The organism is Paenibacillus sp. ACRRX (genome assembly GCF_022346885.1).
Classification (GTDB): Bacteria; Bacillota; Bacilli; order Paenibacillales; family Paenibacillaceae; genus Paenibacillus_B.
Genome location: NZ_JAKRNK010000012.1, coordinates 62,747 through 75,248 on the forward strand (window position 1 = coordinate 62,747; position 12,502 = coordinate 75,248).

Sequence of the window (12,502 nt, forward strand, 5' to 3'; positions counted from 1 at the left end):
CACAGGCATCCGTCTTGGGCACACTACGACATTTTAGCACTTCGAGAGTATGCTGTCAAGCACTTTCTCTTCTGATGCTACTCTTTCAATATTGCGTACTATTGCGGCACAAAGAGCATTCTATCAAGAATCCGTCCTCATGTCGAGTAAAATATTGAATTAGCAATTATTAAATATCGCTGTGCATCATACATGAAAAAGCCGCCGATTACTGTTACTTGAAGCAACAGTAATCGGACGCCTTCTTTATCATTAGGCTGAACTTATTCAGTTGCGCCTACACCTGCATGCTCAAGTGCTTCTTCCATTTGCTCATTCAGAGGATTGATAAGCTTAACGCTGCGATAACGGTTCATCCCCGTACCTGCAGGGATCAGCTTGCCGATAATAACGTTCTCTTTCAGACCGAGCAATTGGTCAACTTTACCTTTGATTGCAGCATCTGTCAAGACACGAGTTGTCTCTTGGAATGAAGCTGCGGACAAGAAGGAATCTGTCTCCAAGGAAGCTTTCGTAATACCGAGCAATACTGGTTTAGCAACAGCCGGTTCTTTGTCAGACAAGATAGCATCTTTGTTCGCAGACTCGTATTCATGCATATCAACGAAGGCGCCTGGCAATAGAACCGTGTCTCCATTATCGATGATACGAATCTTACGAAGCATTTGTCGAATCATAACTTCAACGTGCTTATCGTTAATTTCAACCCCTTGGTTCCGGTAAACGCGCTGAACTTCCTGAAGGATATAGTTCTGAACGCCTCGAATACCTTTGATGCGCAGCATCTCTTTAGGGTCAATCGAACCTTCTGTAATCTCGTCGCCCGCCTCGATCGTCTGACCTTCATGTACACGAATACGGGAGCCATAGCTTGCTGCATAGACTTTAGTCTCTGCTTCACCTTGGACTTCCACTTCGCGACGGTCTTTCGTCTCGCGGATTTCTTTGATTACACCATCAATCTCGGAAATAGTTGCTTGACCTTTAGGATTCCGGGCCTCGAACAACTCCTGGATACGCGGCAAACCTTGCGTAATATCATCCCCGGCAACACCGCCGGTATGGAACGTACGCATCGTCAACTGTGTTCCTGGTTCCCCGATGGATTGAGCGGCGATAATGCCTACTGCTTCCCCGATCTCTACATGCTTACCTGTCGCCAAGTTACGGCCGTAACAAATCTTACATACGCCATGACGAGCGCGGCAGCTCAATACTGAGCGGATTTGCAGCTTCTTCACACCAGACTTCACGATCTCTTCGGCTTTGTCGGAATCGATCAGTTCATTGCGGTTGACAATGACTTCACCCGTCTCAGGATGCTTGATCGTTTGGAAGGAGTAACGTCCTTCGATACGATCGTACAATCCTTCGATAACCTCTTTACCGTCAGAAATATCGCTGACCAAGAAGCCTTTATCTGTACCGCAATCGTCTTCGCGAACGATGACATCTTGGGCAACGTCAACGAGACGACGGGTCAAGTAACCCGAATCCGCTGTACGAAGCGCCGTATCCGCCAAACCTTTACGCGCACCATGCGTCGAGATAAAGTATTCCAAGACCGTAAGGCCTTCACGGAAGTTCGACTTGATTGGCAATTCGATAATACGACCAGATGGATTCGCCATCAAACCACGCATACCGCCGAGCTGTGTGATCTGCGATTTGTTACCGCGGGCTTTGGAGTCCACCATGAGCATAATCGAGTTGTAACGATCCATCGATTTCATCAAAATATCGGTAATCTGGTCTTTTGTTTTCGACCATACTTCGATAACACGGTCATAACGCTCATCATTCGTGATCAAACCACGACGATATTGGTTCGTAATGACTTTGACTTTCTCTTCGGATTCTTTCAGGATTTCAACTTTTTCTGGCGGAACGATTACGTCCGACACCGCGATAGAAATACCTGCACGCGTAGAATAAGTGAATCCAAGCTGCTTGATATCATCCAAAATAACAGCCGTTTTGGTTGTATGGAAGATCTCGAAACAACGGGCAATAATTTGACCCAAGTAGTCTTTACCAACTGCTCCGGTCTGTGGAACTTCCATCATGTACTCACGGATGTTCGCACCTTTATCGTATACAAAGTAATGATCCGGTGTTCCCTCGAACAAGTTGCGCTTAGTCGGCTCGTTGATGTAAGGGAAATCAGCCGGGAAGATTTCGTTAAAGATAATACGTCCAATGGTCGTAATCATGAACGCACTTTGTTGTTTCTCCGTAAAGTTGGTCTTGCCAAGCGCCTTAACCGGAATGGCTACACGCGCATGCAAGGATGCTGTACCACGTTGGTATGCGGATACGGCTTCATTTACATGAGAAATGATCATACCTGAACCTTTAGCGTCTTTGTTATCCATGGTCAAGAAGTGAGATCCGAGGACCATATCCTGAGATGGCGTAACAACAGGTTTACCGTCTTTAGGGTTCAAGATGTTACCCGATGCAAGCATCAGAAGACGTGCTTCCGCTTGTGCTTCAGCAGACAATGGTACGTGAACAGCCATCTGGTCACCGTCAAAGTCCGCATTGTACGCTGTACATACGAGTGGGTGAAGCTTAATTGCGCGTCCTTCAACCAGAATCGGTTCAAATGCTTGAATACCGAGTCTATGAAGGGTAGGGGCACGGTTCAACAGTACTGGATGCTCACGGATAACTTGCTCCAGAACGTCCCATACTTCTGGGCTTACGCGCTCTACTTTACGCTTTGCACTCTTAATATTGTGAGCCAAGCCTTTGTTCACAAGTTCTTTCATGACAAACGGCTTGAACAATTCCAAGGCCATTTCTTTAGGCAGACCGCATTGATACATCTTGAGGCTAGGCCCTACAACGATAACGGAACGACCAGAATAGTCAACCCGTTTACCGAGCAAGTTCTGACGGAAACGTCCCTGTTTACCTTTGAGCATGTGGCTCAACGATTTCAATGGACGGTTACCAGGACCTGTAACAGGACGGCCGCGACGACCGTTGTCGATCAGAGCATCTACAGCTTCTTGAAGCATACGCTTCTCATTCTGTACGATGATATCTGGAGCGCCAAGGTCCAGCAAGCGTTTCAAGCGGTTGTTCCGGTTAATAACACGACGGTACAGATCATTCAAGTCAGAAGTCGCAAAGCGACCACCATCCAATTGAACCATCGGACGTAGTTCAGGTGGAATAACCGGCAGCACGTCAAGAATCATCCAATCCGGACAGTTGCCCGAGTTACGGAAAGCTTCGATTACTTCGAGACGCTTAATCGCACGGTTACGGCGTTGGCCTTGAGCCGTACGCAGCTCTTCCCTCAGCGTTTCGAGTTCTTTATCGAGGTCGAGATCCTGCAGCAACTTCTTAACCGCTTCAGCACCCATTCCGGCATGGAACGCATGTCCATACTTTTCACGGTAACTGCGATATTCCTTCTCGGACAAGAGCTGCTTCTTCTCCAAAGGCGTATCTCCTTGATCTGTAACTACGTAGGAAGCGAAATAAATAATCTCTTCCAAAGAACGCGGAGACATATCAAGCGCCAAGCCCATACGAGATGGGATACCTTTGAAATACCAGATATGTGATACAGGAGCAGCTAATTCAATATGACCCATACGCTCACGGCGTACTTTTTGACGTGTTACTTCAACGCCGCAGCGGTCACAGACTACACCTTTATAACGAACACGTTTGTACTTGCCACAGTGACATTCCCAGTCTTTCGTCGGTCCAAAAATCTTTTCACAGAACAAGCCCTCTTTCTCTGGCTTGAGCGTACGATAGTTAATCGTTTCTGGTTTCTTGACTTCGCCGCGGGACCATGAGCGAATCTTCTCGGGAGAGGCGAGCCCGATCTTCATAAATTCAAAATTGTTGACGTCCATCTAGGAGCGACCCTCCTTAATCTGTACTTGAGATCACCGTCTACTTGAAATAGACGGCCTAGTGAACTTCGGTCTATTTCGAGAGAGCGTCTTGACAAGGAAATCAATGATTTCCAGAATAGACGGCCAATATCGTGTAACGATGGCATTCAGCATCTTGCTGTCTACCATCGTTAGCACGAGTATTACTATTATTCGATTGCGTAGTCATCTTCCAAGCCCAAGTTCAGCTTGTCTTGAGGAGTTTCCTCATCCTCATCGAATTCACGCATTTCGATTTCTTCTTCGTTTTCAGTCAAGATCTTAACATCCATACCTAAGCTTTGCAGCTCTTTAATCAAGACTTTGAATGATTCTGGAACGCCTGGTTCCGGTACATTCTCACCCTTAACGATGGATTCGTAAGTCTTCACGCGACCAACCACATCATCAGACTTGACTGTAAGAATCTCTTGCAGTGTATATGCGGCACCATATGCTTCAAGTGCCCATACTTCCATCTCACCGAAGCGCTGTCCACCGAACTGTGCTTTACCACCGAGCGGCTGCTGCGTAACAAGTGAATATGGTCCTGTAGAACGAGCATGAATCTTATCGTCAACCATGTGTGCCAATTTGATCATGTACATGACACCAACAGTAACTTCACGTTCGAACGATTCTCCGGTTCGTCCGTCATATAAGACGGTCTTACCATTTCGCTGCATGCCTGCTTCTTCCATCGTATCAAACACGTCATACTCCGTTGCACCGTCAAATACCGGTGTTGCAGCATGGAAGCCAAGATAACGAGCAGCCATACCCAAGTGGACCTCGAGTACCTGACCGATATTCATACGGGAAGGAACGCCCAACGGGTTCAATACAACTTGAACTGGTGTTCCATCTGGCAGGAATGGCATATCTTCTTCTGGCAAGATACGAGCGATGACACCCTTGTTACCATGGCGTCCCGCCATCTTGTCGCCTTCAGAGATTTTACGTTTCTGAGCGATGTATACACGAACAAGTTGATTAACACCCGGTGGCAACTCATCGCCATTTTCACGCGTAAACACTTTAACGTCTACAACGATACCGTCAGTACCATGCGGTACGCGAAGTGATGTATCACGAACTTCACGTGCTTTCTCACCAAAGATCGCATGCAACAGGCGTTCTTCCGCTGTAAGCTCGGTTACACCTTTCGGTGTTACTTTACCAACGAGAATATCACCAGCTTTGATCTCTGCGCCGACACGAATAATACCGCGCTCGTCGAGATTCTTCAACGCTTCTTCCCCTACGTTTGGAATATCACGCGTAATTTCTTCCGGTCCGAGCTTCGTATCACGTGCTTCAGACTCATACTCTTCGATATGAATCGAAGTATATACGTCTTCTTTCACAAGCTTCTCGGAGAGAAGAATCGCATCCTCGTAGTTGTAACCTTCCCACGTCATAAACGCAACGACGACATTACGTCCGAGCGCCAATTCGCCCATTTCAGTGGAAGGCCCATCCGCCAGAATATCGCCTACTTTGACAATATCGCCTTTACGGGCAAGCGGACGTTGGTTGATGCACGTCCCTTGGTTGGAACGCATGAATTTCTGCAGCTTATGTTTAACAAGATCACCGCGAACCTCGCGGCCGTCAATCACTTCAATATGACGAACATTGATCTCATTTGAGCTAACACGCTCCACAACACCGTTAATTTTGGACACGATGCATACACCGGAGTCCTTAGCGGATTTGTGTTCCATTCCCGTACCTACGAACGGCGCTTGCGGTATCAGAAGCGGTACCGCCTGACGCTGCATGTTCGATCCCATGAGTGCACGGTTCGAGTCATCGTTCTCCAGGAACGGAATGAGCGCTGTCGCAACCGACACAACCTGTTTAGGCGATACGTCCATGTAATCTACACGGTCAGTAGGCATTGTCAGAATGTTGTCAGACTGCTTGTTATAACGAACAATTGCCGTTTCGTCGCGGAATGTGCCATCATCGTTCAGAGCAGCATTCGCTTGGGCAACGACATAATTATCTTCTTCATCTGCTGTCATGTAATCGATATGTTCCGTAACACGACCGCTTTTCGGATCTACCCAACGATATGGCGCCTCAATGAAGCCATACTCATTCACACGTGCAAACGTGGACAAGGAGTTGATCAAACCGATGTTCGGACCCTCTGGTGTCTCGATCGGACACATACGGCCATAGTGAGACGGATGGACGTCACGAACTTCAAAGCCCGCGCGCTCACGCGTCAGACCACCAGGTCCGAGTGCAGAAAGGCGACGCTTATGCGTCAATTCAGCCAGCGGGTTCGTCTGGTCCATAAACTGCGACAACTGGGAGCTTCCGAAGAACTCCTTAATCGAAGCAATAACCGGACGAATGTTGATCAAAGCTTGTGGCGTGATCACATTAGCATCCTGAATCGACATACGTTCGCGTACAACACGTTCCATACGGGACAATCCAATACGGAATTGATTCTGCAGCAATTCACCTACAGAGCGCAAACGACGATTACCAAGATGGTCAATGTCATCCGTACTGCCAATGCCATGCAGCAAATCGATAAAGTAGTTAATCGATGCGATAATATCCGCAGGCGTAATATGTTTAACGGACTTATCAATTAAGCCGTTGGCAATAACTTTCACGATTTTACCGTCTTCAATTGGAGAATATACATCAATACATTGGAGCGGAATATCATCCGAATCCAACACACCGCCGGCGACCTGATAAGTCTTAAAGCCGACATTGCTCTCAAGACGTGGTAAGATTTCGTCCAGCAAGCGACGGTCAATCATCTGGCCTGCTTCTGCAACAATCTCTCCCGTATCCGGATCAATAAGTGTTTGTGCTAACTTCTGATTGAAGAGTCGGTTTTTAATGTGAAGCTTTTTATTTATTTTGTAACGACCGACATTCGCCAGATCGTAACGCTTCGGATCAAAGAAACGGGCAATCAGCAAGCTTCTTGCATTTTCCAACGTAGGCGGCTCGCCTGGACGAAGTCGCTCGTAGATCTCGATGAGCGCTTTCTCCGTGGAATCCGTGTTGTCTTTGTCCAGCGTATTACGAATATATTCGTCGTGACCGAGCAATTCTAAAATCTGCTCGTCAGTTCCAAAACCTAGTGCGCGAAGCAGCACGGTTACCGGAATTTTACGTGTACGGTCGATACGAACGTAAATGATGTCTTTTGCGTCGGTTTCAAGTTCGAGCCACGCACCGCGGTTAGGAATAACCGTTGCCGTGTACGTCTTCTTACCGTTCTTGTCAACCTTCGTACTGAAATAGACACTCGGGGAACGAACTAACTGGCTGACAATGACACGTTCTGCACCGTTGATGATGAACGTTCCTGTTTCCGTCATGAGTGGGAAATCACCCATGAATACTTCTTGTTCCTTCACTTCGCCGGTGTCTTTGTTGAGAAGTCGCACCTTCACACGGAGTGGTGCCGCATATGTTACATCGCGTTCCTTAGAATCATCGACCGAATATTTCGGTTCACCTAAGCTGTAATCGATAAACTCCAGAACGAGATTACCTGTGAAATCCTGAATCGGAGATATGTCTTGGAACATCTCTCGCAATCCTTCATCCAAAAACCATTGGTACGATTTCTGTTGGATTTCAATCAAGTTCGGAACTTCGAGAACCTCTTTGATGCGCGCATAGCTGCGCCGAGTGCGTCGTCCATAATGAACAAGATGTCCTGCCAACTTATACTCACCCCTCATGTCTACTTAAAAAATGGATTGCGAATCCTTTTCGATATCCTTTATAATAAAGTCCACGAAAGAGACTCAGAAAACGTGATAAAATGGAAAAAGAGGGACAAAAAGAAAAACGCACGTTCACGACAAAACGCAAGTTGCGATGGACGCCGTTTCTCCGTGCCGTCGTTTCTGGGTTGTCTCACTACACTTCATATCGATAGATTTGCCCAAAATGTAAACATTATACGTCATATAACGAAAATGTATGCATCCTTTTCAAAAAAAGGCTTGACATTTTAGCAAAGTAAAGACATGAAGTCCATCCTAATACTGACATTTTATAATAATACCACATTGGGCATACGCAGTCAACTTAGAATTGAGATTTTCATACTTATTTTCGCATTGTAATTTATCCCAACTCTTTGGTCGCCCGAAATACTCGGTAGCCCTTATCCTTAATAACTTCCTTCACTTGCCCCTCACCAAAGAGCAATTGCAGCTTAGCCTCGGCCGAGGGAGCCCCCTGCTTCTTCTGAATAACAATCCATAAGCACCCGCCATCGTTCAGATGCTCGTAGGATTCCTCGAAGATACGATGCACTACCTCTTTGCCTGCTCGGATAGGCGGATTCGTTATAATAACATCAAATCGACTTCCACCTAATTCCGCTAAACCATCGCTTGATTGAATGGTTATATTGGTTATGCCATTCGCAGCTGCATTCTCACGCGCTAACGCCAACGCACGATCATTTACATCCACCATCACAACATGGCCTTCAAAAGCCAGTTTAGCTGCCGTCAGACCAATCGGGCCATAACCACAGCCTACATCCAACACCTTAGCATTTGGTGCTATATCTAACTGCTCAATTAATACTCTACTACCATAATCAATGCTATCTTTTGAGAATACGCCAGCATCAGACATAAATCGCAACTGATAGCCGCGCAATGTAAATTGCAGCTGCTTGCGATCATGACTAACTTCCTGATTTTTGCTATAATAGTGCGCCATATATCCACCTCCATCATCGGTAAGCACGAGCGTTCATTGTCTAGGGCGCGTCATAACTACGAGGATTGCCAAGATACCCCTTTCGTATCCTAGACAACAAACCCCTTGAAGGATCTTCAAGGGGTTTGTACTTACAGAAGTGGTTATTACTTCACTTCTACAGATGCGCCTGCTTCTTCAAGCTTAGCTTTGATAGCTTCAGCGTCTTCTTTGCTTACTTTTTCTTTGATTGCTTTAGGAGCGTTGTCTACTACTTCTTTAGCTTCTTTCAAGCCAAGACCAGTGATTTCGCGAACTACTTTGATAACGTTGATCTTACCAGCGCCAGCGCTAGTCAAGATTACGTCGAATTCGGATTGCTCTGCTGCTGCTTCTGCTCCGCCGCCAGCTACAACTGCTACTGGAGCAGCTGCTGTTACGCCGAATTCTTCTTCGATTGCTTTAACAAGATCATTCAATTCCAATACGGACATGCCTTTAATGGCTTCCAAGATTTGCTCTTTGCTCATTATAGTAACCTCCATCAATGTTTTCATATTTTATGATACTGCCGCTAGATTCCAATAGAAGACGCTGCTTACGCTTCGGCTTCGTTCTTCTCTGCGACTGCTTTGACTGCCAATGCAAAGTTGCGCACAGGTGCTTGGAGCACGCTGAGCAACATGGACAACAAACCATCGCGGGAAGGCAATGCTGCCAACGCTTTGATTTGGTCTACGTCTACAACGCGACCTTCTACTATGCCACCTTTGATTTCAAGGGCTTCGTTTTTCTTTGCGAAATCGTTTAAGATTTTCGCAGGAGCAACTGCGTCTTCACGGCTGAATGCGATTGCTGTAGGACCAGTCAATGCTTCGTCAAGTTCAGTAAACTCAGCTGCAGCAGTAGCACGACGAACCAATGTATTTTTCAATACTTGGAACTCGATACCAGCTTCACGAAGTTGCTTACGAAGTTCTGTCACTTGCGCAACGCTCAAACCACGGTAGTCAGCAACAACTGTTGTTACGCTCTCACGCAATTTACCAGCAATCTCGGTAACAGCTTGTTGTTTGGATTCAATCACTTTCGCGTTTGCCACTCGATACACCTCCTACATATTTCATGATCAACCGTATTACATCCGTTCTTCCTACCCGAGCATTAGAAAAGCCTCTGCAGCGAACTACAGAGGCATTACGAAGCGATTGGTGTACGAGGTACGTATACAACGCACACCTTCGCACTCAGTCTATTCGAACACCTCGGTAGGGGATTAAGCCTCTCGGCACCTACTGTCTACGGTACGATTATTCAATGTTATTTACGTCGTCATTAACAACTCTATTAGAGTAACACGTCCAGTCGAACCATGTCAACAGTATCCGTTACTTACCAATTGAGCCGCATTTATCTTAACGATAAGTTGCTGTGTTAACGCGAGCTGCAGGGCCCATCGTCGAAGAAATCGCGATGTTTTTCATGTAAACACCCTTAGCCGCTGCGGGCTTAGCACGGTTCAATGCGTCGATCAAAGCTTTCAAGTTGTCATTCAACTGTTCAGCACTGAAAGATACTTTACCGATAGGTGCATGAATTTGACCTGCTTTATCCAGACGATACTCGATTTTACCAGCTTTAATTTCTTGAACAGCTTTAGTAACATCAAAAGTAACCGTACCGGCTTTAGGGTTAGGCATGAGACCTTTACCACCAAGGATACGTCCCAATTTACCTACTTCACTCATCATGTCTGGTGTTGCTACGCAGACATCGAAGTCGAACCAACCTTGTTGAATTTTGTTGATGAGTTCTTGGTCGCCAACATAATCCGCACCAGCTGCTTCTGCTTCTTTTACTTTCTCGCCTTTTGCAAACACGAGAACGCGTTTTGTTTTACCAGTACCGTGTGGCAATACAACTACACCACGAACAGCCTGATCTTGTTTACGAGGGTCTACACCCAAACGAACAGCCACTTCAACTGTTTCGTCAAATTTCGCTGCTGCCGCTTTCTTCACCAATTCAATGGCTTCAGAAGCTTCATAAGTTGCTTCTTTGTCGATCAACTTTGCAGCTTCAACATATTTTTTACCATGAGATGCCATGTTCTTTTCCTCCTTTGTGGTAGTAACGGATTAACCTCCCACTGCGTACGAAGACGGGAATTAGTCTTCTACTACGATACCCATGCTGCGAGCTGTACCTTCAACCATACGCATTGCTGCTTCAACGGAAGCTGCGTTCAGGTCAGCCATTTTCTGTTCAGCGATTTGACGAACAACGTCGCGCTTAACAGTTGCAATTTTTTTCTTGTTAGGTTCGCCGGAACCTTTCTCTACCTTAGTTGCTACTTTCAACAAGACAGCAGCTGGTGGAGTTTTAGTGATGAACGTAAAGGAACGGTCTTCGAATACAGAGATCTCAACTGGAATAATCAAACCAACTTGATCTGCAGTTCTCGCATTAAATTCCTTTGTGAACGCCATGATGTTAACCCCTGCTTGACCCAATGCTGGACCTACAGGAGGTGCAGGATTCGCCTTACCCGCTGGAATTTGCAACTTGACCACTTTAATGACTTTCTTTGCCACGTGGAACACCTCCTTGCGCTAGTTATGCGGCCATCGGCACAAACGTGCTTATCCGCAACAGAAACCAATAAGATCTATTAAATCTTCTCTACTTGGTGGTAATCCAACTCAAGTGGGGTTTCTCGACCAAACATGTTTACGTGAACCTTAAGCTTCTGCTTCTCGGTCACGATTTCTTCGACTGTACCAACAAAGTTCGCAAAAGGACCAACTTTGATGCGCACTGATTCTTTCAGTTCGAACTCAACCGTCATTCTCGGTTCTTCCATACCCATTGTTTTCAGAATCTGTTCAACTTCTTCTGGAAGCAATGCAGTTGGCTTGGAACCCGAGCCTGTGGAACCAACAAATCCGGTTACGCCTGGCGTATTACGCACAACGTACCAAGACTCATCCGTTTGAACCATTTCAACAAGAACATATCCTGGGTAAACTTTACGCATGACAGTCTTCTTCTTACCGTCTTTGTTTACCAGCTCTTCTTCCATCGGAACAAGAACGCGGAATATCTTGTCTTCCATGCCCATGGATTCGACGCGCTTTTCCAAATTGGCTTTGACTTTGTTTTCATACCCTGAATAGGTATGGACAACGTACCATCTTTTTTCCATACTGAAGCCACCTTGGGACTTTTATTAAATAATCGCTTCGACGATCGCAGAGATCCCGATGTCCAGGACCCAAAAATAGAGCGTAACAAAGATGACCGTGGACAATACGACGATCGTATAGCTTGTCAACTCTTTACGGTTGGGCCAGCGAACCTTCTTTAATTCGCCCCAGCTGTCGGCAAAGAAGGAAAACATAGAACCAAAACTACGTTTCACATTTCCTAAGAAAGCCACGGACTACACCTCCACCTGACTTATCTTGTTTCGCGATGAGAAGTATGCTCGTTGCAGAACTTGCAGAATTTCTTCAACTCGATGCGGTCTGGGTGATTACGTTTGTTCTTCGTAGTTGTATAGTTGCGTTGTTTGCAGCCAGTGCAAGCCATCGTAACAATTACCCGCATGTTGTACACCTCCTGAAGACACCTTTTTAGATAAAGAAGCGTCGGAATATATTCCTAAAAACGTACGCATATTTAGGGCTACCCAAAACACTTTATCATATAGGGTATTTCATGTCAATGAAAAGATATTGACGCAATAGGTCTTCCGCCACTTGCTCTATCATATACAACACTGGGATATAACACAAAGGTTCGCTTTTCCAATCGTCTCTTTCTCATTATGCTATAAACCTGCTTGAGTTAAACCCTTCTGATTAACTTCACTGGATCGATAGCATAAT

General features: G+C 46.0%; 10 protein-coding genes and 1 other annotated feature. All 10 genes read right to left on the bottom strand.

The window, feature by feature from the left end; all coding sequences use genetic code 11:
* Positions 1-263 precede the first annotated feature (263 nt).
* A complete protein-coding gene (gene rpoC, locus MH117_RS24920) occupies positions 264-3,881 on the bottom strand; it encodes a DNA-directed RNA polymerase subunit beta' (protein ID WP_239333607.1) in 3,618 nt (1,205 codons plus the stop codon).
* A 191-nt stretch (positions 3,882-4,072) separates the two neighbouring features.
* The gene (gene rpoB / locus MH117_RS24925) at positions 4,073-7,615 is read right to left on the bottom strand and encodes a DNA-directed RNA polymerase subunit beta (protein WP_239333609.1); all 3,543 of its coding nucleotides are present in this window, start codon (positions 7,613-7,615) and stop codon (positions 4,073-4,075) included.
* Between the two features lie 409 nt (positions 7,616-8,024).
* Entirely contained in the window at positions 8,025-8,633 is a 609-nt protein-coding gene (locus tag MH117_RS24930; RefSeq protein WP_239333610.1) for a class I SAM-dependent methyltransferase, read from the bottom strand.
* 146 nt (positions 8,634-8,779) lie between these two features.
* Entirely contained in the window at positions 8,780-9,142 is a 363-nt protein-coding gene (gene rplL, locus MH117_RS24935; RefSeq protein ID WP_028543498.1) for a 50S ribosomal protein L7/L12, read from the bottom strand.
* A 68-nt stretch (positions 9,143-9,210) separates the two neighbouring features.
* Positions 9,211-9,714: a 50S ribosomal protein L10 gene (gene rplJ, locus MH117_RS24940; protein WP_239333612.1), complete on the bottom strand. Its 504-nt coding sequence runs from the start codon at positions 9,712-9,714 to the stop codon at positions 9,211-9,213.
* 55 nt (positions 9,715-9,769) lie between these two features.
* Positions 9,770-9,935 (bottom strand) — a sequence feature (ribosomal protein L10 leader region).
* Between the two features lie 92 nt (positions 9,936-10,027).
* The gene (gene rplA, locus MH117_RS24945) at positions 10,028-10,720 is read right to left on the bottom strand and encodes a 50S ribosomal protein L1 (protein ID WP_028543496.1); all 693 of its coding nucleotides are present in this window, start codon (positions 10,718-10,720) and stop codon (positions 10,028-10,030) included.
* Between the two features lie 60 nt (positions 10,721-10,780).
* Entirely contained in the window at positions 10,781-11,206 is a 426-nt protein-coding gene (gene rplK / locus MH117_RS24950; RefSeq protein ID WP_239333614.1) for a 50S ribosomal protein L11, read from the bottom strand.
* Positions 11,207-11,283: 77 nt separating this feature from the next.
* The gene (nusG, locus tag MH117_RS24955) at positions 11,284-11,817 is read right to left on the bottom strand and encodes a transcription termination/antitermination protein NusG (RefSeq protein ID WP_028543494.1); all 534 of its coding nucleotides are present in this window, start codon (positions 11,815-11,817) and stop codon (positions 11,284-11,286) included.
* A 24-nt stretch (positions 11,818-11,841) separates the two neighbouring features.
* Positions 11,842-12,033 (bottom strand): preprotein translocase subunit SecE, encoded by a 192-nt coding sequence (gene secE / locus MH117_RS24960; protein WP_028543493.1) that lies wholly within the window; start codon positions 12,031-12,033, stop codon positions 11,842-11,844.
* Positions 12,034-12,071: 38 nt separating this feature from the next.
* Positions 12,072-12,221 (bottom strand): 50S ribosomal protein L33, encoded by a 150-nt coding sequence (rpmG, locus tag MH117_RS24965; RefSeq protein WP_028543492.1) that lies wholly within the window; start codon positions 12,219-12,221, stop codon positions 12,072-12,074.
* Between the last annotated feature and the right edge of the window lie 281 nt (positions 12,222-12,502).

Excerpts from the sequence above, each read along its gene's own strand:
- rpoC (WP_239333607.1), bottom strand. The coding sequence starts at position 3,881 with ATGGACGTCAACAATTTTGAATTTATGAAGATCGGGCTCGCCTCTCCC.
- MH117_RS24930 (WP_239333610.1), bottom strand. The coding sequence starts at position 8,633 with ATGGCGCACTATTATAGCAAAAATCAGGAAGTTAGTCATGATCGCAAG.
- rplL (WP_028543498.1), bottom strand. The coding sequence starts at position 9,142 with ATGAGCAAAGAGCAAATCTTGGAAGCCATTAAAGGCATGTCCGTATTG.
- rplA (WP_028543496.1), bottom strand. The coding sequence starts at position 10,720 with ATGGCATCTCATGGTAAAAAATATGTTGAAGCTGCAAAGTTGATCGAC.
- nusG (WP_028543494.1), bottom strand. The coding sequence starts at position 11,817 with ATGGAAAAAAGATGGTACGTTGTCCATACCTATTCAGGGTATGAAAAC.
- rpmG (WP_028543492.1), bottom strand. The coding sequence starts at position 12,221 with ATGCGGGTAATTGTTACGATGGCTTGCACTGGCTGCAAACAACGCAAC.